Annotated in this window: 24 protein-coding genes; 1 reads left to right on the top strand and 23 read right to left on the bottom strand. The window is 63.7% G+C overall.

Annotation, left to right across the window (positions count from 1 at the left end; genetic code table 11):
* Positions 1 to 11: 11 nt before the first annotated feature.
* The 23 genes from CY658_RS05120 to CY658_RS05015 all read right to left on the bottom strand — a co-directional run bounded on the left by CY658_RS05120 (position 12) and on the right by CY658_RS05015 (position 20891).
* Positions 12 to 599 carry a hypothetical protein gene (locus CY658_RS05120; RefSeq protein WP_180838873.1) on the bottom strand — a complete coding sequence of 196 codons (588 nt, stop codon included), beginning with the start codon at positions 597 to 599 and terminating at the stop codon, positions 12 to 14.
* Positions 596 to 1414, bottom strand: coding sequence for a hypothetical protein (locus CY658_RS05115; RefSeq protein ID WP_101489147.1), 819 nt, complete (start codon positions 1412 to 1414; stop codon positions 596 to 598). The genes CY658_RS05120 and CY658_RS05115 overlap by 4 nt, the downstream gene beginning before the upstream one ends.
* The gene (locus tag CY658_RS05110; RefSeq protein WP_101489146.1) at positions 1414 to 4614 is read right to left on the bottom strand and encodes a phage tail protein; all 3201 of its coding nucleotides are present in this window, start codon (positions 4612 to 4614) and stop codon (positions 1414 to 1416) included. The genes CY658_RS05115 and CY658_RS05110 overlap by 1 nt, the downstream gene beginning before the upstream one ends.
* A complete protein-coding gene (locus tag CY658_RS05105; RefSeq protein ID WP_101489145.1) occupies positions 4611 to 5030 on the bottom strand; it encodes a C40 family peptidase in 420 nt (139 codons plus the stop codon). Before CY658_RS05105 ends, CY658_RS05110 begins: the two co-directional genes overlap by 4 nt.
* Positions 5027 to 5890, bottom strand: coding sequence for a DUF2163 domain-containing protein (locus CY658_RS05100; protein ID WP_101489144.1), 864 nt, complete (start codon positions 5888 to 5890; stop codon positions 5027 to 5029). Before CY658_RS05100 ends, CY658_RS05105 begins: the two co-directional genes overlap by 4 nt.
* Positions 5887 to 6813: a hypothetical protein gene (locus CY658_RS05095; protein ID WP_101489143.1), complete on the bottom strand. Its 927-nt coding sequence runs from the start codon at positions 6811 to 6813 to the stop codon at positions 5887 to 5889. Before CY658_RS05095 ends, CY658_RS05100 begins: the two co-directional genes overlap by 4 nt.
* Positions 6810 to 10202, bottom strand: coding sequence for a phage tail tape measure C-terminal domain-containing protein (locus tag CY658_RS05090; RefSeq protein ID WP_101489142.1), 3393 nt, complete (start codon positions 10200 to 10202; stop codon positions 6810 to 6812). Before CY658_RS05090 ends, CY658_RS05095 begins: the two co-directional genes overlap by 4 nt.
* A 4-nt stretch (positions 10203 to 10206) precedes the next feature.
* Positions 10207 to 10500, bottom strand: coding sequence for a DUF1799 domain-containing protein (locus tag CY658_RS33165; protein ID WP_101490231.1), 294 nt, complete (start codon positions 10498 to 10500; stop codon positions 10207 to 10209).
* A 14-nt stretch (positions 10501 to 10514) separates the two neighbouring features.
* Positions 10515 to 10823, bottom strand: a complete 309-nt coding sequence (locus CY658_RS32965; RefSeq protein WP_101489141.1) for a phage tail assembly chaperone — start codon at positions 10821 to 10823, stop codon at positions 10515 to 10517.
* A 5-nt stretch (positions 10824 to 10828) separates the two neighbouring features.
* The gene (locus CY658_RS05075) at positions 10829 to 11473 is read right to left on the bottom strand and encodes a phage tail protein (protein ID WP_257884703.1); all 645 of its coding nucleotides are present in this window, start codon (positions 11471 to 11473) and stop codon (positions 10829 to 10831) included.
* 80 nt (positions 11474 to 11553) lie between these two features.
* A complete protein-coding gene (locus tag CY658_RS05070; protein WP_101489140.1) occupies positions 11554 to 11964 on the bottom strand; it encodes a phage tail terminator-like protein in 411 nt (136 codons plus the stop codon).
* Positions 11961 to 12593 carry a hypothetical protein gene (locus CY658_RS05065; RefSeq protein ID WP_101489139.1) on the bottom strand — a complete coding sequence of 211 codons (633 nt, stop codon included), beginning with the start codon at positions 12591 to 12593 and terminating at the stop codon, positions 11961 to 11963. Before CY658_RS05065 ends, CY658_RS05070 begins: the two co-directional genes overlap by 4 nt.
* Positions 12594 to 12656: 63 nt before the next feature.
* Positions 12657 to 12908 carry a hypothetical protein gene (locus CY658_RS05060; RefSeq protein ID WP_101489138.1) on the bottom strand — a complete coding sequence of 84 codons (252 nt, stop codon included), beginning with the start codon at positions 12906 to 12908 and terminating at the stop codon, positions 12657 to 12659.
* Between the two features lie 60 nt (positions 12909 to 12968).
* On the bottom strand, positions 12969 to 14267 hold the full coding sequence (locus CY658_RS05055; RefSeq protein WP_101489137.1) for a P22 coat - protein 5 family protein: 1299 nt from the start codon (positions 14265 to 14267) through the stop codon (positions 12969 to 12971).
* Between the two features lie 63 nt (positions 14268 to 14330).
* Positions 14331 to 15098 (bottom strand): DUF6651 domain-containing protein, encoded by a 768-nt coding sequence (locus CY658_RS05050; protein WP_101489136.1) that lies wholly within the window; start codon positions 15096 to 15098, stop codon positions 14331 to 14333.
* 179 nt (positions 15099 to 15277) lie between these two features.
* A complete protein-coding gene (locus CY658_RS32390) occupies positions 15278 to 15478 on the bottom strand; it encodes a hypothetical protein (RefSeq protein WP_143713601.1) in 201 nt (66 codons plus the stop codon).
* Positions 15475 to 15711 (bottom strand): hypothetical protein, encoded by a 237-nt coding sequence (locus CY658_RS05045; RefSeq protein ID WP_101489135.1) that lies wholly within the window; start codon positions 15709 to 15711, stop codon positions 15475 to 15477. Before CY658_RS05045 ends, CY658_RS32390 begins: the two co-directional genes overlap by 4 nt.
* A complete protein-coding gene (locus CY658_RS05040) occupies positions 15680 to 15922 on the bottom strand; it encodes a hypothetical protein (RefSeq protein ID WP_101489134.1) in 243 nt (80 codons plus the stop codon). The genes CY658_RS05045 and CY658_RS05040 overlap by 32 nt, the downstream gene beginning before the upstream one ends.
* Entirely contained in the window at positions 15919 to 17031 is a 1113-nt protein-coding gene (locus CY658_RS05035; RefSeq protein WP_101489133.1) for a minor capsid protein, read from the bottom strand. Before CY658_RS05035 ends, CY658_RS05040 begins: the two co-directional genes overlap by 4 nt.
* Positions 17031 to 18464 carry a DUF4055 domain-containing protein gene (locus tag CY658_RS05030; RefSeq protein WP_101489132.1) on the bottom strand — a complete coding sequence of 478 codons (1434 nt, stop codon included), beginning with the start codon at positions 18462 to 18464 and terminating at the stop codon, positions 17031 to 17033. The genes CY658_RS05035 and CY658_RS05030 overlap by 1 nt, the downstream gene beginning before the upstream one ends.
* Before the next feature lie 13 nt (positions 18465 to 18477).
* Positions 18478 to 19893, bottom strand: a complete 1416-nt coding sequence (locus tag CY658_RS05025; RefSeq protein WP_101489131.1) for a terminase large subunit domain-containing protein — start codon at positions 19891 to 19893, stop codon at positions 18478 to 18480.
* Complete coding sequence (locus tag CY658_RS05020; RefSeq protein ID WP_101489130.1) at positions 19862 to 20410, bottom strand: terminase small subunit; 549 nt, start codon at positions 20408 to 20410, stop codon at positions 19862 to 19864. Before CY658_RS05020 ends, CY658_RS05025 begins: the two co-directional genes overlap by 32 nt.
* Positions 20411 to 20666: 256 nt before the next feature.
* A complete protein-coding gene (locus CY658_RS05015) occupies positions 20667 to 20891 on the bottom strand; it encodes a hypothetical protein (RefSeq protein WP_101489129.1) in 225 nt (74 codons plus the stop codon).
* A 164-nt stretch (positions 20892 to 21055) separates the two neighbouring features.
* On the opposite strand from CY658_RS05015, the gene CY658_RS05010 reads away from it, so the two are divergent.
* Positions 21056 to 21340, top strand: a complete 285-nt coding sequence (locus CY658_RS05010) for a hypothetical protein (RefSeq protein WP_101489128.1) — start codon at positions 21056 to 21058, stop codon at positions 21338 to 21340.
* Positions 21341 to 21549 lie beyond the last annotated feature (209 nt).

Genomic DNA, 21549 nt, shown 5'->3' with positions numbered 1-21549 from the left:
GCTGGCAAGGGTCACTCCCATGCTGAAGAGCCTGCAGGCAATGCATACGAGAATTCCGCGAGCTTGGTCCTGAGGGTGACAACGCCCCCCATGTTGGTCTCAGCCCAGTACGCCGGTTTTGAATTGGCGCCCGGCGCCGTCGCAGTAATCGTGGTGATCAGGGTGTTGTTTCGATAGAAGCGGACGAATGCCCCTGTGTGGCTGACGACAACGCCAATTACATCGCCGGCCGACCAGGCAGACCCGCCCGCATTGAAATTTCCTCCGTCGTAGAACGATTGCCCGTTCTTGCGGTAGACGGCCATCGCGGTTGCCGCGGTCCAGGCGTCAGGGAGCGTTCCCCAACTTGCGCCCAGCAACATCCCATCAGTGCCGGACCCGAGTGCATCTACCTTGAACTCGAAGTAATGAACGCCCGAGGACCGCGACGCGACACCGCGTATCCCTGCATTTGTACCGGTGGAGGCGGTCGCCGTCTTCGATCCTGAAGACAGCGAGAACACCGACCCGCCAGACGGACTGACATCCGCCACGTTCCACCCGCTACCACCGCCTGCGACAACTTGGTTTCGCAGTCTCAGGGCCGCAAATGGCTTCATGCTTCCTGCCCCACGGCGACCACATCCCACTTCGTGTCTTCGGTGTTGTAGATCATCGCCAGGTACAGCGTCTTGCTGACCACCGTCGTCGTCGGCAGAGTCACGCCGATCGCTCGGTACTGCGTCCCGTAGGTGATCGCCCTCGCCGTGCCGTTGTCCTTGATTCGGATCACAATGCCTAGGGCATCGATTGCCGTCCCAGTGGGATTCGCAAGAGCGAGCGCGGCGGCTTGGGCCGTCACCTTCACGATGTCATCCGCGAAGGTGGGCGTGACCGTGGCGGCAGAAGTGACGGCCTGAATCGCAGGAGCACGAAGGCCAGCGACGGTGAAACCGCCATCCTTGATCACCTTTCCGGTGATGCCATCGAAGACTGCCAATCGATCGGCAGTCACGCCGGCAGGGCCCACGACATCCCCCGATCCAACTCCAGCGCTTCCAAAGATGCCCGTCGAGCTGAGGCGCTCATCGGTGTAGCTGGTGACACTGGATGCCCCCGTCACCACCGTGTAAAGGCGGTAGTAGGTCGCGGCATCGTTCCAGTTGGTGTTGCTCGTGGACGAGCTGACCACGCCATCCGACTTCTTCCGAACGACATAGTTGGTGGAACTCGCAGTGAGCGTGACCTCGGTGTTCGCGCCATCGACGCCGTTGGCGCGGCCTCCGACTACCGCGAACTTCAATGGCCCCGTGATGCCCGCCGCCCAGCGGCCACCGATCAGCGCCTGGCTCCCTGCGTCGAAGAGTTCGTTGATCGAGGCGACGGCACCCGTGCCCTCGACTACTTGCGGAACCGGGGATGTTGAATTTGCCATTAGACGATTGCCTCAAGTGCTGCCCCGCGGCCGACTGACTCGCTGAGCTGGTAGATCCGGATGTAGAGAGTCGCCCCGGGCGTCAGGCCCATTGCTGCCTGCTGGGCGCTCGTGATGGTCAAGGTACGCGAGCTGCTGGCCATCGTTCCCGCTCGCGTTGCGAAGGAACTGCTCGTGAAGAAGTCGATGCTGTAGGCCTCGACCGCCTCCCCGAGCGGCACGGTGCCGCGTAGCGAATTCGACGAGAGTCGTGTGCGGCGCTCCCATGTCAGCGTCTGATCGTTCGTCGCCGCATTGCTCTTGCGAGCGCCCCACGGGCTGAACGGGCTCAACCCCTCAGCAGTGTTCGCAAACCGTTGCGACGAGGCGCTGGAGAAGCTACGGCCCTTCGCCACCGCACGGTAGCTCTTCGTGGTTCCAATTGAGCCAACGTCCATGTTCGGGCGAAGGATGCCAATGCGCGTCAACAGAACGAAGGTATCGCCTGCAGCGTGCGTTGATCGGTTGCGCTCAGTCCCGCGCATGCCACGCAGCAGGCCCGACAGCATGTATCGACCAGAGCCAAGAGACGCAGCCCGCAGGAACTGGATGACCTCCCACCGACCGTTTACGCCAACCATCGCGGCATTGACGGTGGTGGTGTAGAGAAGCGACCGCGTCGTGCTGCTCAACTCGCCACTCCCGACGTTGACGATCATGACGTTGGTCTCGTCCATGATGTTGGGCAGCCAAGGCCCCAGCGTACCTTCCACCAATCCACCGACCGCCGGGGCACTCGTCGCACCACGAGATTCCAGGCTGGCATCGTCGTTTCCCACAAACAGTTCGCCTGCAGTGCGCATCAACGCTGTATAGATTCCTGCATTGCTGTCTTCGTCCTTCAAGATCGGTCCGTCGATCAGTTGCAAGCGCGTCGGCGATGCCAGAGGCGCCACCGTCTGGCCCACATATCCAGTCGCGCCTACGCCCGTTTGCGTGTAGAGCTGTGCGTCCCCCGGCTCCACGTTGAACTCGCACAGCGCTCCAGTGTCGGTCATGCTGGTGATGCGCCAGAGCCTGAACGTCCCTCTGGGGTACTCGACGGTGATGCCATCACCCGCACTCAAGAAAGCGTACTTGCGCGAGACCTTGAGGCTGCGCAGGTTCTGGCTGCGCCACTGCGAAAACATGATCGTCTTGGCGATCCGGTTCGCTTGGTCCGAGTTCGTTGCAATCGGCAGTTCGTAGGTCTGATCCTCAGTCGACTCGGTGACCTGCCGCACCTCCGTCTCGCTCGCGGTCTGGTAGTCGAACGCAGGCTCGAGATAGCTGACCGTCACGCTGCGCGGCAGGTCCACCTCTTGGGTGCGGCTCAGCGGCATGGCGTCGGCCGATTCGCCGCCGCTCTCGGTCTGGCCTAGTTCGTCGTAGGAGATCGTCGCAACGGACGTGATGTTCTCGTACTTCTTGAACTTGATCAGTCCGTCCTCGTCCACGATGTATATCTGGAAGGCCGTCAGCAGCGGGTCAATGTTGGCTCTTGCGCTAGCCGGATTTGCGTAGCGGCACCCCCACACGACATCCGTGTCTGGTATTCCACTGACGTCGTAGCGCTGCTCCCCAGCACGCTCGCACTGGTCGGCAATGATGTCGGATACCTTCGCTTCATTCGGATTGAAGGCGGCAAACCGCAGGAATTGATAAACCGCCTCTTCCTCGGTGGGGAAGTTGGGTCCCACGATTGCGTAGCTTCCGTCCGTGAAGAATGTGCGTGCAGCGAAGGTCCCAGTGACGCCAGCGTCTCCCCCGGGACCGACATACACATACTCCGAAGCCGTCACCTGGTAGATTGCTCTGGAAAATGGATCTGCGATCCAGATTCGAACAAAGACCTGCCCGTCCGCATTGACGAAAATCTCCTCCATCGCAGCGTCCCCAGGAGTCCCGCGGTTTGGCCCCGTCACCGTCGACAAGAGTGCGCCCGTCGCCTGGTCAAACGTGTGCAGGCGGCTATCTTCACCCTCTCCGCCGGCCAGCACGTAGACGCGATCGTTGTACGCAGCGATCTGACGAAGGGCTCCTGACGCAGAGGCCAGGTTGATAGCCGAATCGTTGCGCAAGACGAAGACGGGCTTCGCGGTCATCGATTCGCCGATGCGCCCCACGATGAATTTCTCGGTGGTCACATCGAATGCAGCCGCAAGGCCAACCCCGGGGAATCCCCCCGCATAGAGCACAGGGCCCTCGTATGGAATGGTCCTTGTGCCTTCCTCAAGATTGATCGCCGTCACCCTCGTGACCCCGCCAGCAACATCTGGCACCACGACCAATGGCGACCCGCTTGCCGAATTGACTGGGGCTGCCTTGATCGAACCGGTCGACCCGGGCATTCTCGCGACGGCCACATGGCTGTAGACATCCGATCCGTTGGCGTCGGCCAGCACCACATCGAGCAAGAGAGGCAAACCGTCGCCGCTGTACCCCTGGTCTTGATTGAAATGCCACACAGCGCCCGGGCGGATGACTGCAGACGTCGAGAACGTCGGCCCAGAGGCGACAGTCGCAAACTCCGTTTCCTCGAAGACTGCATCGGCGCCAAAGCACAACTCGACAGAAATCTGAGGCACGCGACCATTCGGCGTCTCGAGGGCAATGATGTAGAGGCCGCAAACCCCGCGGTAGGCCGGCACACTGCCGGGACCGCCCATCCATGCCTCCATCAAAGCGATGGGCATCTGGTCTTCGTACCCGGGCATCACCGCGATCGCGGCATGCGGGTTCTCTTCGCTTGCGAGCGCTGAGCCAACCGGAATCCCGGAGGATCGGTCCCATTGCAACTTTCCGTCGACCCACATCTTCCGAATGGCGACGCTGACTCCGGCCGGCGGGGATTCGCACAGGGCGAGGAATCCGTGGATGTAGTACCGATAGGTCGTGTTCTCAGGCTCGCCACCCTTGCCGCCCGTGGTCGTTTCCTGCTCGATCTTGTCGGTGCTCCAGAGCCAGTTCCCACCCCAAACGTTGTTGCCGTAGTTGATGCCCTTCCCCACGCCGTAGGTCGACACGCTGACCTTCCGGTCGTCCAGGCGTGGGCCTTCGGTCTTTTCGCCAGGAGTCAGCAGCCCGCCGACCAAGGAACCAACGACAAAGCCAAGTTGCGGGTAGCCGAAGAAGGCGCCAACGATCCCGCCAATGATTCCCAGGCCTTGCTGCATGCTCATGGAGATACCTCAGGCATGCGGAAGCAGCCAACCACTCGGGAAAGGAAGTGCTGATCTAGTCGGTTCTCGGTGACTCGCTTGTTCGGCAGGTGCGAGTGAACGATAGAGAGTCCACCGCCCGGGTAATCGGCCACGACGGCCATGTGCCGGTCGCTATCGAAGCGCATCACCAGCACGTCGCCGAGTTCGATGTCGTCGAGCGTCACCTCCCGCATGTGCTCACGGCAGTAGCTCAGCATGGCCTCGTTGGAGGCGCGCCTTGCGTAGTCCGTGACATCGAGGGTCGAAAGCCCGAGGGACGCACGAGCCAACACAACGAGGCCAATGCAGTCCACGCCATCGAGTGAGCGCCCCTGATGGCGCCAGCGAACCCCGCGGAGCTTGCGCGCCGCGGAAACAATGTCTGCGCCCGTCATGCGTTAGAGCCTTCAAGACCGCCGAGTCCGAGGATCTTGTTGTTGCCAGGCACATGAGGCGCACCGCGGAAGTTCACCCAGTTCGCGTACTTGGTCACGCAGTCTTCCTCAAAGCGCTTGCGGCAGCCAGGGACAACGGAATACTGGTCTCCTGCTGCGACCGTGTATGGCATCGGCAGGTGCAGAACGAAGGTGCCGCCAGGCGCATACGAATAGACCTCCAGCTCTACTCCTGCGTTCGCACCCGTCAGGAACTTGAGGAGGCCGGCACCGAAGTAGTCGTCAGCCTCGGGACGCGTCGAGTCGACGAAGGTCCGAAGGTCGATGGCGCTCGTCAGCGTCCCAGTCACCCGCAGACTTTCGACATCGAACTTGCAGCGGGCATCGCCGAAGTTGGCTGGGCAATTCTTGGTCCACTGCTCGCCCACGACCTTCTGCAGGCGCTGCGTGAGGCCGCGCACCTCGGCTGTGAACGCAGAGCGGCCTGCTTTCACGTCGCCGATGTTGCCGCCCTGCAGCTGCATCGTGCCCATGGACAGATCGCGGTAGTTGACCTCGAAGACAGTTACAAAAGCGCTATCCCACAGCCCTGCGAAAAGCTCAGCCTCGCTGACGCTCTCGGCAGCCATAGTGCCAGTCACCTCCGAGTTCGACACCGCGGCGCTCGCCTCTTGGGCGATGGCAGTGGGGTTGACGCCTTCCTTCGACCGATAGACCTCGCCGTTGATCAGCAGGTCGCGCGCGCACGTCGTCACCGTGACCACATGGCCGTCGCGGCGCTCGAAGCGCCAGCAGCGGGCAATCGTCGTCGTGCCCTTGGCGTACTCGGCCTTGAGCGGGATGGAGACGGTCTTGCTCATGCTTCTCGGGTCTCGTCGATGAAACAAGCGGGGATGACGACCTGGCGCCGATTCGTTGGCCCGGCGATCGCCAGATCCCAATCGAGGGTGTCATCTCGAAATTGCACCGGGACATAGAACTGACCCGCCCACGTCAACGTTTCGTCGGGCTGCGGGTACTTGTGGCCCTGACCCGCCGCGGTGATGGTTTTGCCTGCCGTGTTGGTGGCCAGCGTGTAGACCGCGCCAGCGATGCTGGCGATCTCGTGGCTCTTGTCATTCAGCAGTGCTGCGTCGGCGCCCGTAAGGCCTTGAAGCCAAAGGCGGCCACCAACCACGAAGCCAGCGATCGCCGATGAAAGGGTCACCTGCGTGGCGGCGCCTACGGCAACGGCGGACACGGTGCGCGTGGCGTCAGCTACGAACGTGACATAGGAAGGACCGGCGCTGATCGACGCATTGCCAGCAGCCGCGCCAATGGTCACGGGCGTGCCGCCTCGGAGTAGTGCGGGCGGCCCGCTGAAGCGCGTCAAAGCGCGGGCACGCTGGAGGGCGCTGTTGCGCGCCGTGTAGACCTTGCGAAAGCCGTAGTTCGGCGTCCCGTTGCCGAACCCAACGATGCCAGCCTCGATGCCGGACATGTAGCCCAGCAGTGCGCCATTGGCTGCGGTCGCGATGGAATCGATCGGGTCTTCGTACAGCATGGCATACGCGCCTGCATCAGTGACCTCGTAGATGCCGAACAGTTGTTCAGCGAGTGCGAGGTCCATCGGGCCGGTCCCGATCTGCCATGCGCGCATGGTCACGTCACGGATGATGTTCACTGTGCCGAAGCCGCCTTGATTTCGGGAGCGCTCGTTCTGACGCGAGTGCACCCCCGATAGGCCGGCCAGAACGATGCCCTTCGGCACGATCACAGAGGGTAGGACAACAATTCCGGTCATGCGTTTCTCTGCGATCGTTTGAGCTGCCGATAGAACTTCATGGCCGCCTGGTCGACGGTCTCGCTGTTCGTTCCGGCTGCAAAGTGGTTGTGCACCTCGAGCTTCGAGGTGTTGTTGGTGTCCCCGCCTGGCGCGCCGAGATTCCCGCCCATCACCGAACCGACGAAGCCGCCTTCGGCATAGCCGCGCCGATTCAGGCGCTCCAGGAACGACAGGCCCAAGCGCCGTGTGTTCTCAGCGTTCACGACGTACTCGCCGCGATGGACGATGCCGGCCGGCTCGTACTTGCCGCCAGCGCCAGTGAAGCCGCCCTCGTCCCAGCCGTTCATGGCGATCAGCGCACCAAGCGGGTCACTGCTCCCGCCTCCGCCGCCGGAAAACAGGCCGCCCAGCCCGCTCAGGCTGCCGCCAACGCTTGAGCCACCCATGGCCGTAGCCGCGGCGGATGCAGCAGCCGCCAGCGCTGTGATCGCGCTCGTGGCGCCCGTCGCGCTGACGGCGAGCGATGCCTGGGCGGCACTGGCCGAAGCAGCGCCGGTCGCAGCGGCCGCGCCGCCGCCCGCGGTGGGGCCCAGCAGGCTGCCCAGCCAGTTCTCGCCGGTCCCCTTGTTGCTGGTGAGCCCGCCGAAGATCTTCCCGAAGATCGACTCGGGGTCCTTGATGCTGCCCTGCAGCCATTCAGCGATGGGCTTGGTGATCTGCTGCTCGACGATGCCCTTGAGAAGTTGCTTGCTGATCGTCTTCCCGAGCTCTTCGAACGACACCTTGCCGTCGCCCATGATCGCGTCGGTGATCGAGTCGGTCAGGCCGCCGAGTCCGTCCGTGATCAGCTTCTCGGCGCGCCTTGAGGCGTTGTCGACGTCGTCGATGTAGTTCTGCAGCGCTTCGCTCGCACCAACACGCCAGTCCTTTTGCAGCTCGAGCTTCTTCGTCCAGTAACTCTCGTCTTCGGCCAGAGCTTTGGCGTGAGCGCCGATCTCGATGGCGAGCAGCCTATCGAAGTCCTCCTGAAGTAGCTGGCCGGAGTTGAGCTGATCCTGAAATGCGCGTCGACGCGCCAGAAGCTGGTCGTCGCGTTGGTTGATGCGGGCGTCAACCTCTCGATTTCGGCCGCCGCGTCCGAGGCCAGTGAGGTCTCGATCATTGGCCCGCGCGATGGTTTCGACATACTGGTCGGCCGCTTCTTGTGCCTGCTGGAACTTGAGCCGGATCTTGTCGAGGGCGTCCGTCTCCTTGACCCCGAGAATCTGGAGGTTGGTCGCCGCGTTCTCGCGCACCTTGGCCAACTTTGCCTGGGCGTCCAGAATCTTCCGGTCGTTGTCGATCTTCTCCTTGCCGGTCAGCTGCTCCTGATTCAGGCGCACGAGCTCCTTCTCAAGCGCAGCCTCTTGCGCCGATTCGTTCTGCTGCAGGAAGACGCGCTTCTGCTTCCAGTACTCGGCCTCGGTGATCAAGTTGGCCGAGCGGCGGGCCTCGAGCAGCTTCTCGCCGTTGGCGATGGTGTTCGACAGCGCGTCCTGCGCCTTGCGGATGTCGTCCAGATCGAAGGCGAGTTGCGCCTTAGCCTCCTGGGCTGCGCTGTTGTCTCGCTTTCCCTTCGCCGCGCGGTCGGTGTTCAGGCCCGTCGCGTCGATTCGCGTCCGGCCAGGCGTGAACCCGCGATCTTCAATCGGCCGCTGCGCATCGTTGCGCCGACGATCGGCAATTCGCTTGGCGACCTGGTCGGCCATGCTCACGGTCTCGGCCGAGTACTTCTTCCCCTGCTCACGCGCATCTTTGATGATGCTGCTGATCTCGGAAATCTGGTTGCGCGCAGTGTTGATCGCCCCGCTCGGGTCGAATGAGAATGCGGCCTTCGCGCCTTCGATGGAGTTCCGATTTGCCGCGGCTGCGATGGCTGCCGTCGCGCCGATTGACTCGCCAAGAAACTGGAAAACTGTGGCGGTCCGCCGCGCAATGTCGATGACGTTGGCCAGGAAGATGGCGGCGTTGTCCGCAAACTCGCGGATGCCGTTGTTCCGGCCCAGGCTGTCGACCTCGCGCCCCATCCCCAGGGTTTCGCTGATCGAATCCTTGAAGGCGCCAATGAGATCGTTGAGGGCCGGGATCGACTCCGCGACCACGACCTGAGCGAGCGCCGCGATGTCGCTCTTCAGCCGCGCCTGGGCCTTCGCGTATTCGTCGGCCGCCTTGATCTGGTCGTCGGTCAGCCGGATCTGGCGCTCGCCCGCATCCGCGAGGTCGTTGAAGAACGGGATGAGGTCCGCGCCGGCCTTGCCGAAGATAGCAACGGCGACAGCCGTCTTTTCAGCGCCGTCCGCGAACCCCGACATGGATTTCGCCACAGCATCCAACTGCTGGGCCGGCGAGAGCTTCTTGAAGTCGTCGAAGTTCAGGCCCAGCGCCTTGATGCCCTTGGCGACGAGCTTCGACTCGTCGTCGGTCTTCGAAAGGGCTGCAGTCAGGCGAACAGATGCCGACGCGACCGTGTCGAGAGAAACCCCTGACAGGTCTGAGGCCGCCTGCAGCGATGCGATGTTGGAAGCTGTCTCGCCGGTCTTGTCGGCGAGGTCCTGGTACTTCGCAATGCTGTCGGCGATCTTGTCGACCAACACCTTGCCGCCAGCAGCTGCAAGGACCGACGCTGCGGCAAGGCCGGCCACTGCACTCGCCGTGGCCACGATGCCGGACTTCAAGCGCTGGCCGATGGCAATGCCGCGCTCGTAGCTCTCGTTCATGCGAATCGCTGAGTCGGCGGCGCTCAGCTGGGCCTTCGACGCGCCCTGCAGGGAGAGTTCGTAGAGCTTGGTTTCGCGCGCAGACATGCCGGCCGTGGCCGCCACCATCTGCAGCTTCTTTACCTGCTCGTCGATCGCAGCCGACGTGCGCTTGACGTCCGATGCGTCCAGGGCCGTCTTGGCCGCTGCGAGCTGCGTCGGCGTGGCACCGCGAGCGGACAGATCGATCAGCTTTGCAGAGGTCGCAGCGGACAGCTGCGACTTGTTCATCTGCTCGAGCTTCTTGATGTACTCGTCGATGCCCGCGCTCGCAGACTTGGTGACGCTTGTCGTCGCACCGATGGCCGCATTTGTCGTGGCCGTCGCCGCGGCCACCGTCGAGTTCGCAGACGCCGTCTTCGCCAGCGCCTGCGCGTAGTTGTTCATCGCCGTCAGCGCGGCGGTTTGGGTGTTGTTGAGCTGCTTCAGCAGCGTGGCGATCTGCCCCGTGTCGCCCTGAATAGCCTGCGCGGCCTTCGTCCACGCATCCCCTGTACGCTTGGCCGCGCCCTCCGCACCCTTGCCGGCAGTGGCGAGCTTCTCCAGGTCATCGACAGCAGCCTTTGCTTGGCTGCTGTCGATCCGGATGCCCAAGCTCGCGAAATCGGTCATAGGGCTAGTCCTTCTTCGAATGCATGAACTTCAGAGCGGAGCCCTCCATCAGGAGAAGGGACTCGAATACTTCGTCGCGGTCGGCCTCTGAGACCTTTAGGCGCTGCCAGATCTCGGGCAAGACGTTGAAGTCGAGCCCGTAGAAACCGCCCATACCGGCGCGCCACTGGGAGCGCATGGCCGAAAAGACGCCCACGGCCTGCCAGTTGTCCGGCCAGACTTCGAAGCGCTCGTCTCCGAAGTCCTCCGGCTCAAACCCGAGTGCTGCGCGGCCTGCCCAATCCGGTGGATCGAACAGCCGCCACGCAGCCTCTAGGAGTTTTTTTCGCGATGCCTTGTCAGCTCGTCGATGTAGACCTGGTACGCGGCCAGTGCGACGCCGATGTGGTGCTGCAGCAGGATGGCGACGTTCTCCTTCGTGAAGGGTTCGTCGATCTCCCAGCCTTGCACCATGTCGAGGAAGGTGTCCTCGTCGCTGCGGGTCTTGCTGCCCTTGAGCCACTCGTTGAGCTCTGCCTTGGTGCGGTGCTTGAACGTGATGGGCACGTCCACGGATGCCCCGCCAGCGACGGGGAATGCGACCTTCGCGGAGAAGGTCGGGTCAGCCTTGAGCTTGAACATGCTGATCAGTACTTCGTCGAACGGGGGTTGACCAGCGCCAGCTGTGCAGTGACCTGCATGTTGGTGTTGATGTTGAAGTTCGGCTCGCCGTCGAAGCCAACCACCACCGACCAGTAGAAGACCTTGCCGTTGGGCAGTGCGGCACGCAGGATCTGCGTGTCGCCAGTCAGGTCATGGTTGAGCAGGGTGTCGTACCAGGCCAGAGCGTTGTCGTAGTCCAGCGTGACGGTCATCGACCGCGCGTTCTTGAACGTCGGCTTCTGGCGCTGCAGGCCGTCTTCCAGGTAGACCCATTGGAAGTACTGCTGCTCGCCGCCGGCCGTTTGCACGTCGGTGACCTGAGAGAAGGCCACGAACGAGGTCGCCTTCTTCGCCGTGCCCACGCCGGCGCCCGCCGGAAAACGGGTCACGTTGGTGGTGTCGAAACCTTCAAGGTCGAATGCGTTGGTGGCGATGTTCGCGGCGCGGACGGCTCGGTCGTTCAGGTCGGTCCAGCCGGACCCCATGAGCAGGATGTCGCCGTTCGCGTAGCCGTGTGCGGCGGATGTGGCCACGCCTGGATTCGCATTCGTCACCGCCGAGACGGTCTTCGCGGCGTCGAAGCCGGTGCTGATCGACAGGATCGTCTTGTTGGGAAAGTAGGAAGACATGGCGGATGCCCTTTCGGAAATGAAAAAGGCCGCTCAATGGCGGCCAGGTTGCAGAAGCCCACGAAAGGGCGGGAGAGGAATCAGTAGGTGTCCGCCCGGTAGGCGAAGTCCACGGGGACGGTGTAGCGGTCGTCGGGCAGCGCCGCGCGAGTGCGCAGCGGCGACACCTGCGTGACCGAGAAAGCGCCGCTGGTGAGAATCAGGTTCATGGGGAACAGAGCATCGAGCTCGGCCGCGATGCCTTCGGCCACGCCAGGGCCGCTGCCGGCGGGGCACACCAGATTCACTTGGAAGACACCGACGCGGTGCCGGTTGTCGCCGTACAGATCGCGGCTGGTGGTGTCGCCTCGCAGCAGGAAGGCCCGCAGGTAGATGCCCGTCGGCGGCGTGAAAGAGACGTTCTCCCAGGCCACCGGCAGCGCCGGCACGCGCGCGGCCGCCCATGCCTTGAGGCGCCCCTCGTACAGGCTGCGGATCAGCTTTTCGCTCATTTCTGAACCTCGCCCAGCGCTTTCGCGATCAGGCCTTGGTACTCGGCCACCGTGATCCGCACCATGCCGGCGGGTGCCTGCTTGGAGTAGCCCTCGTACTCCAGGCGCGGCCCGTACGGCAGGTTGTTCACGATGTAGATGTCGGGGCCGGCCTCGAACTTCGCGATGACCTTCGAGCCGGCCTCTACGGTGGATGCGCCACTCTTGTCAGTGGCCTGGCGGGTGGCGTAGCGCACGTCAGCGCCGCGCGCGTAGATGCTGATGCGGCGGCAGGTCGTGGTGAGCGCAGTGTTTGCACTGGCCCCGCTCGATGCTGCAACGGCGAGTTGGCGGGCGACTGCGGGTTGAGCCAAGGTGTTGACCGTTAGCAGGCCGATCAGAGACGTCCAGATCCCCTTCAAGATGGCGATGACACTGGCAGAGGCTGCCGGATTGGCGGCTGCCGCATCCGCCTTCGCGCCAGTTGCCACATCGGCGCCATCGGCAATGGTGGCCGCTCCGCCGCCGCCAGCGGCCCCTCCGATCAGCGTTGCTGTGCCAGCCGAATCGATGGAGTAAGGGCCGGAGCCGTCCGAGTCCTTGTAATAGCCGCCGTAGCCGAAGCGATAGCCGGTTGTGACGAGTGGCATAGGGGTCTTTCGAGGGTGGAGTCAGTCTTGGGAAGCGCCCAGAGGACGCTTCGCGAGGCAGGCTCAGGCGGCAGGCGCGTTGTCGAGCAGTGCGGCGAGATCGGCCTTCTTGGTCACGCCTTCCGGGATAGTGATGCCCTTGGCTTCGAGAGCGGCCTTGAGGTCTTCGACCTTCATGCCGTCGGACGGCTTGCCGGCGGACTCTTCGTGGAGCTCGTGGAGCTTCTCGTCGAAGTCGCTCTTATTGATCACGACGAACTCGCCCTGTTCGGGGTCGCTCGCCTTCACGCGGATGGTTTCGCAGGTCTGGGTCATGATGTTTCTCCGATGAGGTAGGGCAGCGCCCCAGGCCGAAGCCCAGAGCGCTGCAGCGGGTCAGCCGAGCAGGATGGCGCTGTGGTTGGACTTGATGCCCTTCACGCCCCATGCAGCCGAGATCTCGTACTGCATCTGGCGGTACTGGGCGTACATCGCCACTTCGAACGTGATGCCCGAGCGCGGATCGGTCACCAGCGTGCGGTCGATCGCCATGTCGCCGCCGTCCGGCAGCGCCGGGGCACGAGTTGCCAGGATGAGCGACGAGCGCGAGAAGCCCACGTTGCCGGTGTAGTTGGCGCCGATGGTCATCGCGGTGGCTGCGGCGGGGATAGCCTGACGCAGACCAGGCGCGGCCAGCACGATGGTGCCCGGCGCAGCGATGCCGGTCTCCACCACGTACTTGTTCGTGTCGCCCGCGAAGGTCACGATGTCGCCAGCGAGCACGGTGCCAGTGCCGGTGATGAGCGGGATCGACGTGGTGCCAACGGGGAATCCGGCCGTGGTCGAGGTGTACGCAGCGCCGGTGCCCTTCACGTTGACGCCCACGCCGGCCGACTCCTTGATCACGAAGCCGTGCAGGTCGAGCAGCGCGCCGTCGCGCAGCGTCATGGTGGTGCCGGCCTCGTTCGCCTTGGTCAGCTGGCCCATGGTGCGCAGCTTGGCGCCTGCCGTGGTGTCGATGATCAGCGCGCGCTCACCGGGTGCGCCGTTGTCGTCGAGGATCTTGCGCAGCTGCGCCGGGTCGGAGAGATCGGTGGCGAACGGCGTGGTGCCGGCCGTACCGTAGGCGCGCGAGGACGCGATGCGCGCCGCGTTCACCACGTCGACTTCCATTTCGTTCACCAGAGTGCGGATGGCTTGCTGCAGCTGGTCGGCCTGGATGGCTGCAGCACCGGCGCCGTTGTTGTTCACGCCGAGCGTTTCTTCCCCGTTCCAGCGGAAGGGCACGCGTCGCGCCTTGGTGATCGTCACAGCGGTGTTGCCGATCGTCTGGTCGCCATCGTTCGGAGGCGTCACGGCGGGCGCGATGTCCGTGGCAACGGCGTTCGGGGTCTTGAAGACCACGACGTTCTGGCCGACGGCGGCTCGGTCTGCCGTCGCATCGCGAGTCGCAGCCGGGATTGCACCAACCAGTTCACGCGACACGATGTCGAGCGCCGAGTACAGCGCAGGAATCAGGCCGGTCAGGGTGTTCGCACCGAGGACAAACGACTGGCGGGTCGAGGTGACCCAGCTGTTCGTGACCTCGAATACGCGCGCCGCGGCGGCTGCCACGGTCGCCATGGGCAGGATGGCAGCCAGGCTGGCCACCAGAGCGAGCACGCCGAAGCGGGCCTTCGAGAGGAAGTTTTTCATGGTTGGGCTTTCAGAAAAGACAAAGCCCGCTCATGGCGGGCTCGGGGTTGCAGAAGGGTTGGATCAGTCGACGAGGGTTGCGTCTTTCAACGCAGCGCCGCGCTCTGCCGAAGGAATGGCCTCCAGCTGCGCGCGGGTGAGGGTCTTCTTGCCGCCAGCACCAGGATTGCCACCGCTTGCCCCGCCGCCAGATGCACCCGAGCCCTTGAGGATCGAATCCTTGTAGGGGTACTGGTCAACCAGCGTTTCCAGGGCTTCATCGAAGTCAGCGAGCTCGCCGGGGCGAGACTTGCTGTAAATCTTGTTGCCCTGGCCGTCGTAGGCCACGGTCTTGCCTTCCTCGACCTTGAACGCCGAACCGAAGCGCGCCTGCACGAGGTCAGCCGGAATGGCGAACTTCTCGGCAATCGTCTTGGAACGCGCGAACGCGCCGCCGATCTTTTCACCGTACAGGTCGCCCTTGAGCTTGTCCCGTTCAGCGACCACAGGCTCGAATTCGGCTCGCACGGCCTTGATGGCCTCGTTCTTGATCGTCTCGACTTGACCGGCGTCCACCAGCTTCTTGTCGTCGAGGTTCTTGACCGTCTCCAGCGCCTTGCGAGCGGCTGCAGGGTCTTCGATGCCCTCGAATGGTTTGAGCTTGCCCTCGGCGGCTTCGGCCCGTTCCCGATGGGACTTGGCCTCGCCGTTCAGGCGGCTGATGGTGGCGATGGTGCTGTCGCCGTCGAAGGGCGTCTCTTTGCCGTCGGCATGCACGAACACGGGCAGCTTTTGGCCGTTGACGTCTTGAACGATGATGGCACCGGTGGCGGGGTCAATCTTGAATGGCATGGTTGCTGTTTCCTTGGGCATCCGCCCTCAGTACGGTTGCCGCATCCGCGGCGAAGCGCCCTCAGACATCCGTCGTCTGGGCATGAAAAAAGCCGCTGGGCTTGCGCACAACGGCTTGGGGAAAAGAAAACCCGCCGCGGCTGCCCGGGGCGGGTTGTTTTGGGCCTCGTGGCCGATACTCAGGACTTCAGGCGCTTGCCTGTTTCGATGTCAATCGGATAGAGAACGACTGGCTCCGCAAGCGATTGGAAGCCGCCGCCCGGGTGCGGCAGCGTCTTCACAACTCGATAGTCTGCCTGCGCCGTTTCGATGATGTGCCCGATGGGAAGTGCCGCCTCGGTGCGAAAAACGTCGAGAGAAGTGGATTCATCGTTGTTCACAGCACCACCACCCTTTCGCCCTTGAGGAGGCAGGCCGCGCAGAGGATCTGCTTCGTCCCGCCGCTGGCCTTGCCGTCCTTGAACAGCATGCCGGTCTTCGTCTCGATCATCTCCCGGCCACCACAGCGGTTGCACTGCAGCACCGCGGCCGGCCTTGGCATCGCACGCACGCGCTGGCGGACCTTCTCGGCCAGAGAGGGCTCAGTCGCTGGAACGAGCTTGAGGCGCGGCATCGGGCGATTCTAAGACTGGCACTGCCTCGATGCGGAACCGCTTCAGCACCGGGGCCAAGTCCTCCTGACTGGGAGCCACCACGGTGGCCTCCACCTGCATCATGCAGCCCACCTCCATGGTCAGCACCAGCTTTGTCACCTGCTTCAGGCCCAGCACCTCGCACAGGGCGGCGCCGAACGCGTTGGGGTTCTTCATGATCACGCCGCTCATACGCCAGCCCTCTTGAAAGCCTCGGCATCCCGAGCGCGCAACACATCCAGGTCGATCCACTCGCCCCGGGCGTTGTAGAACTGGTCGAAGGGAACTTTCCCCTCGCGCATCAGCCTGCCTCGCACGGGCCCGACAACCTCGTCCTGTCGCTTGGCCGACTGCTTCTGCAGCCACTCGCCGTAGCTCATCTCCGCCGGCACCTGGCCGTCCATGCTGGCGCGCTCTGCGGGCGTCAGCTCGTCGATGTCGATGCCCAGCTCGCGGAAGCTCTTGGTGATCGGCGCGCTGCTCGATCGGCACCGCCAATGCAGCCGGCCCGGCCCCTGCAGCCAGGGCACCGAGTGTCCGACAGGCTTGTGGTCCGTCGTGTACTTCTTCCCGTCACGGATGCGGCACATCGCGCTCGTGCGCAGGTCCAGCGTCGACACCCATTTCAGGGCAGCGATCAGCTCAGCGTTCGCCTTGTAGAACTCCTCGCGGGCCATGGCCGCCGTGTGCGCCACCGCCGTCCGAACAACCGCCTCGACCTCGACGCGGCCACGGTTCAGGATGCCGTCTTCGTAGCCCTTCGCCTTCGTGCCGCGGATGTCGCGAATGATCTGGTCGTTCGTCTTACCCTGCAGGTAGCCGTCGCGCACCGCGTTGCGGATCTGCGCCATGCGTGTCGGCTCGACTGCTGCCGCCCAGGAGCGCAGCAAGCGCCCCTGAAAGGGCCGGCTCATCGCTGCCGCGTATGCCTGCTCGACGCTGATCGCCTGCACGGGAACCACCGCCTGCACGCCGGCGGGGATCGTCTTGGCGAACAGATCGAACTGGTAGCCCGCCTCGTAGGTCGCCAGCACCGCCATTTCTTCGGGCAGCGCGCGCCCAATGGCGTCGTAGGCCTCCTGATTCAGGGACCGCACAGCCCCCAGCATCACCTCCAGGCGCTCAATCGTGAACGTCGTAGCGTCCATCCCTTCCAGCGCCTCCATCAGGGCCGCTGCGAGCCGAGCGTCGGCCCGGTTGAGGATCGCAATGATGCGCTGCACTACCCCGGCGCTGTACTGCTGCAGGTTGACCGCGTGGTCTACCTCAGCGTCCAGCAGCTTCTCGTTGACCGTGGCCATCAGGCAGCGGCCGGGTCAGGCTTTCTCGGAAGGCCGGTCAGCGGGTCGATGTCCTCGTCGGTGATCTCGCCCAGTTTCGGCCCCTCCTCGGCCACTGCATCGAGCTCAGTCTCCGGGTCGATGTCCGCCGCCAGCATCCCGCGGCGCTGCTGCTCGCGGATGGCCGTTTGCTTCGTGATCAGGCCGCCTTGTTGCATCGCCAGAATCAACTGCGCGCTGGCATCGGTCAGGCTGTTCGCCGAGAAGTCCTTGAACAAGCTGGCGTGGCCGCCCTGCGGCTGCTTGACCCAGGCAGCCATGAACTGCAGCACCTGATCGAGGCTGTCCTCGAACGATTCGACGATGCGCTGCAGGTCGCTCTTGTTGGCCTCGGCCTCGTTGTTCGACTGCGTGGCGGACTTCTGCTCGCCGGGCTTGATGACCAGCAGCTCGGCGCCGGTCGTGATCATCTGGTCTTCGAGCAGCTCGAGACTCTTGGAGCCGGCATCGATGGCTGCACCGGTGTGCTCGACGAACTTCAAGTCGCCATCGATGGGCAATTTGACTGCGGTCGAACTGCCGACCGTAAGGGTGAAATCGTCGCCGCCGCCGATCGCCGCCAGAATCGGCACACGCGCCACGTGCAGGATCGTGTCCTGGTCGGACTGGCTCTGCCAATGCTTGACGTTCAGGTAGGCCAGGTCGAGCAGTGGGCTCACACCACACATGAAGCCCTTCTTCTTGCCATAGAACGGGACGAATGGGATCTCGGCCAGGGTTGTGACGCCTTCCGTCTCGATGACCCAGTCGTCTTCGGCCTTGGCGTCCGGCATGTAGACCGCCCACTTTCCGGGCTCCAGCACCCGCACGCGCGGCTCGCTCTTGGTGCCGAACGCGCCGTCCGGCACTTCCTTGCACTCGGAGATGCGAAGCTGCGTCAGGCGGGTCACGCCAGCCTTGCGCTCCATCTTCCAACCCAGGATCTGGGCATGGCGGATGAACACCAGATACGGGCGCACGCCGAGCGCGGTCTCCGCGGCCTGGGTGCGCACCTGTTCGGTCGGCACCGGTGGATAGTCCACCAGCACGCCACACAAGCCATAGCCAAGCACCTCGGCCATGACATCGGCGCTGAAGCTGTGCAGGTTGTTGCCCTGCTGGTCGGCGTCTTCGCACCAGCCCTTGATCTTGGCGGGCACATCGTCGCCCAGCGTCAATTGCTTGGCGAAGGGCTTGCCGGTCATCACCGAGATGGTCCGGGCCATCGCCGGGAATAGGGTCGCGGTGCCCAGGCGTGTGTTGTAGCTGTCCTGCTCCTCGTTCGGCCACTTCGGCAGGTAGGCCGTGGCAGCCGCGCGCATGGCCGAAGTCCCGCCGAGCAGTGCTTCGACGATGGGCCAATTGGCCGCAAGCGCCTGCACTTCTGGCGATTGATCTTGGACTTTTTGGGCCATGCTTGTTTTTCTCTTACATCCGGAGTGGTTTGACCTCGGTCGTGCGCTTCACGGCCAGGATTCGATACCGCACTTCGTCTGCGATGTGGTCTTCGGCATCGGTGTCGATGTCGTCGGTGTCGCGCTCGCTGCGCGGCAGGACTGGCATGGTCCGGATGAACTGCCTGCAGGTCTCGAATACGAAGATGCCGGGCTCTTCCATGCGGGGCGCGGCGGATGCCTGCAGGCGACCGCGCAGCAGGCTCCAGCCTCGTTTGCGTGAGCCTGGCGACTTGTCCGCCTTCTCCCAGCGCACTTTGTGGCGCTCCTGAATCTTGGCGGGGCTGTCGCCGTTGGTCTCGTCGAAGATGCTGCTGTCCGCGGGGCCGGCCTTCACCCGGTCCTGAATGCCCATATCAACCTGGTGCTTCACGATGCCATCGGCAATGCCTGCATCGCTCATCTTCAGGCCCTCGTTCGGGCGCCCATTCCAGCCGTACCACTCGCCGATGCGGAACAGCGTGCCGCGCGGGAAGGCGCGCTTCGTGCCGTCCGCCATGACCGCTTCGGTTCCGTCCGATTCAGCCCAGAATCCCACCGAGAACGGTTTGCTGCTGCCCCAGTCGAAAGCGCGATCGATGCGCCAACTGGCCGGGATGGCGAACGGCTTGAGGACGTGCTTGTCGAGGTCCCAGAGGTCATCGAACATGCCGCCAGCGACGATGCTCCAGTCGCCGTCGCGCATCGCCTTGATCAGCGCGGCGTTGCCCAGGCCTTCCAGGCGGTCGACGTAGTCGGGATCGTTCTCCTGCAGCGTCGGGTTGTCGCTGAGCTTGGCCGGGATGTACTGCCGGCGCATGCCGCCTTCGGCCTTCTCCTGCTGCACGATCTCCATTGGGGCCGCCGGGTCGATGAAGGTCGCCTTCACCCAGTTGTGCCCGATGCCCCCAGGATTCGATCCGGCGACCACTCGCGGGAACAAGCCGCCGTACTTCTTCGGCAGCTTCAGCCCACCCAGTCGGCACCGGCCGCGCAGGTAGCGGTAGATCTTGTCCGTGAAGTGCGTCAGCTCATCCATCATGAGGACGTGGATTTCCGCGCCCTGGTACTTGGTCACGTTCTTCTCGTACTGGCAGTGGCAAAGATGGATCTTCGACCCGTTCCAGAACTGAATGAAGTTCTTCGAGTCGTTCGTCTTCACATGCCCTGCGTCGATCCACTCGGCCAGCAGCGCCGGAAAGCCGGTCGGCCCCTCCATGTGGTTCTTCGCCAGGTCGTCCGACAAGCGGCGGAAGATGTAGACCTGCAGGCCGGGAATGTCTGTGCACCACGAGATTGCAGCGACGCGCATCAGATGGCTCTTGCCACCGCCAGCTGCACCGCCGTACAGGATCTCCGTCCCAGTGGAAAGAAACGCCTTAGTCTGCTGCGGGTGAAGGTGCAGTTCCATGGAGCACCAACTTCAGTTCAGGTGTGGCAATCGATCCAGAGTGTTCGACCTTCTCCTTGAAGGCCCCGACATCGACGTGTTTGCCGATGAGTTCGACCAGCTTGGTGCGGTCCAGAAGCTTCAGCTTGCGCACCGTCGCGAAGGTCGGAGCGCCATCGGGGTCATCGCCCAAGCGCTCTTGCACGGTCTCGACGCCAGCGACCAGACCAGTGCGCCACACGAGCGGCCATTCCTTGACCGGCTTCAGGCCTCCGTGGTCGTCGTAGAGGTCGGCCAGGTCGGCCGTCGCATCACGCGCCAGGCGCTTCAGCACCCAGTCGGCGTTGATGTCGGTTCGCTCCGCACGCTCTTTCTTGGCGTCGGCGATGGCCTCTCCGACTCTAGTTTTCCCTAGCAGTTGCGACCCGATCTTGTCAGCCGTCCTGGCGCTGTATCCGGCCCGCACAGCGGCTTGGGTCGCGTTCAGGTCAATGAGGTACTCGGCGACGAAACGCTGTTGCTTGGGAGTCAGCGCCATGGCCGGACCTTTCAATCTAGACACCCCATAAGCACTTACGGCCCACCGCCCGAAGGCGGCGAGGCGCTGGGGTGATGGCTGTCGCGGCACTCGTGATTGAGCGGGACCGCATTCGCCGGAGAACCGCCACATTTACCCGTGTGGCGCCGGCTCACGTTGCCGGGATGAGCGGGGCCGAGAAAGGGGCCGGCCAGGCTGGGCGATGCCACTTAGCCACGCCAGACGCATTGAGCGCTGACGCGGGCCCTGCCAGCGTTTAGTTGGGGGTGGCGCCCTCTTCGGGCGATTCGGGGATGTACGGACGCACCAGCGGCAACGAAGGCGAGGACACGAAGTCGCCCAACTCCTGCACGCTGACGACACCGTCACCGTGAACGGAGAAGGCGTGGTACGCCCCGGGCTGCATGCGGGTCACGCCGCTCTGGGTTGTGACCTTGACCTGTTTATTGCCAGTGACGGAGATGTGGACGGTAGTGGTCATGGAACCTCACAAATGAAAAAGCCCGCACGAGGCGGGCAAAAGGCCAGTGGTCGACCTTGGAGACAACTGGCCGCGCTTGAATTTCTCTGAATGTGAAAACTTAAGCGCTGAACTATTCGGCTTGGCGGATGGTCTACCAGCGACTTTCAACAAAGGAGACAGCAATGGCAGACGACAAAGCAGAAGTGAACTTCATCGACAACCCGCACGCGCCGGAAATCTTCTCGCACGGCTATTCAGGGCTGTGGCGCAACGGCGGCCTGCTTCACATCACCTTCGAGGCGCCCCGTATTGATCATGGCTCCAACCCTGGTCCGATCAACCGCGTGGTGGTCGGCCGCCTTGTCATCCCGATCGAAGCAGCGATGCACCTGGCCGACAACATCAAGGGATTTCTGAGCAACCCCGAAGTTGCGCCACCCCTGCCGCCCGGCTCCGGGCTTCATTGAATTCGGAATCCCCTGCTCCCTTTGGTATGCGGGAGGTACGGGGCGGCGGCTGGAGCTTGGTCCTGTGGAGCAGACCTGGCCCGGCGCTGGCTGTTGAGCAGGCGCTTCGACATCTTCCAGCCGGCTGTCGCCGAAAAGGGTTGCGGCGGCCGGGGACTCCCAACCCTGCGCGCGAGCGCTTGACCGCGAAATTGGCGCCGGGAGCCCTT

It is taken from the genome of Variovorax sp. RO1, from assembly GCF_002849325.1.
Taxonomy (GTDB): domain Bacteria; phylum Pseudomonadota; class Gammaproteobacteria; order Burkholderiales; family Burkholderiaceae_C; genus Variovorax.
Note: the sequence above shows the minus strand (reverse complement) of the source record. Positions and strands in the feature narration are given on the sequence as shown.

Excerpts from the sequence above, each read along its gene's own strand:
- CY658_RS05075 (WP_257884703.1), bottom strand. The coding sequence starts at position 11,473 with ATGTCTTCCTACTTTCCCAACAAGACGATCCTGTCGATCAGCACCGGC.
- CY658_RS05040 (WP_101489134.1), bottom strand. The coding sequence starts at position 15,922 with ATGAGCGGCGTGATCATGAAGAACCCCAACGCGTTCGGCGCCGCCCTG.
- CY658_RS05050 (WP_101489136.1), bottom strand. The coding sequence starts at position 15,098 with ATGCCATTCAAGATTGACCCCGCCACCGGTGCCATCATCGTTCAAGAC.
- CY658_RS05045 (WP_101489135.1), bottom strand. The coding sequence starts at position 15,711 with ATGCCGCGCCTCAAGCTCGTTCCAGCGACTGAGCCCTCTCTGGCCGAG.
- CY658_RS05100 (WP_101489144.1), bottom strand. The coding sequence starts at position 5,890 with ATGAGCAAGACCGTCTCCATCCCGCTCAAGGCCGAGTACGCCAAGGGC.
- CY658_RS05110 (WP_101489146.1), bottom strand. The coding sequence starts at position 4,614 with ATGAGCATGCAGCAAGGCCTGGGAATCATTGGCGGGATCGTTGGCGCC.
- CY658_RS05120 (WP_180838873.1), bottom strand. The coding sequence starts at position 599 with ATGAAGCCATTTGCGGCCCTGAGACTGCGAAACCAAGTTGTCGCAGGC.
- CY658_RS05035 (WP_101489133.1), bottom strand. The coding sequence starts at position 17,031 with ATGGCCACGGTCAACGAGAAGCTGCTGGACGCTGAGGTAGACCACGCG.
- CY658_RS05065 (WP_101489139.1), bottom strand. The coding sequence starts at position 12,593 with ATGCCACTCGTCACAACCGGCTATCGCTTCGGCTACGGCGGCTATTAC.
- CY658_RS05020 (WP_101489130.1), bottom strand. The coding sequence starts at position 20,410 with ATGGCGCTGACTCCCAAGCAACAGCGTTTCGTCGCCGAGTACCTCATT.
- CY658_RS05070 (WP_101489140.1), bottom strand. The coding sequence starts at position 11,964 with ATGAGCGAAAAGCTGATCCGCAGCCTGTACGAGGGGCGCCTCAAGGCA.
- CY658_RS05030 (WP_101489132.1), bottom strand. The coding sequence starts at position 18,464 with ATGGCCCAAAAAGTCCAAGATCAATCGCCAGAAGTGCAGGCGCTTGCG.
- CY658_RS05105 (WP_101489145.1), bottom strand. The coding sequence starts at position 5,030 with ATGACGGGCGCAGACATTGTTTCCGCGGCGCGCAAGCTCCGCGGGGTT.
- CY658_RS05060 (WP_101489138.1), bottom strand. The coding sequence starts at position 12,908 with ATGACCCAGACCTGCGAAACCATCCGCGTGAAGGCGAGCGACCCCGAA.
- CY658_RS05115 (WP_101489147.1), bottom strand. The coding sequence starts at position 1,414 with ATGGCAAATTCAACATCCCCGGTTCCGCAAGTAGTCGAGGGCACGGGT.
- CY658_RS05015 (WP_101489129.1), bottom strand. The coding sequence starts at position 20,891 with ATGACCACTACCGTCCACATCTCCGTCACTGGCAATAAACAGGTCAAG.
- CY658_RS05090 (WP_101489142.1), bottom strand. The coding sequence starts at position 10,202 with ATGACCGATTTCGCGAGCTTGGGCATCCGGATCGACAGCAGCCAAGCA.
- CY658_RS05095 (WP_101489143.1), bottom strand. The coding sequence starts at position 6,813 with ATGACCGGAATTGTTGTCCTACCCTCTGTGATCGTGCCGAAGGGCATC.
- CY658_RS05010 (WP_101489128.1), top strand. The coding sequence starts at position 21,056 with ATGGCAGACGACAAAGCAGAAGTGAACTTCATCGACAACCCGCACGCG.
- CY658_RS32965 (WP_101489141.1), bottom strand. The coding sequence starts at position 10,823 with ATGTTCAAGCTCAAGGCTGACCCGACCTTCTCCGCGAAGGTCGCATTC.
- CY658_RS05055 (WP_101489137.1), bottom strand. The coding sequence starts at position 14,267 with ATGAAAAACTTCCTCTCGAAGGCCCGCTTCGGCGTGCTCGCTCTGGTG.
- CY658_RS05025 (WP_101489131.1), bottom strand. The coding sequence starts at position 19,893 with ATGGAACTGCACCTTCACCCGCAGCAGACTAAGGCGTTTCTTTCCACT.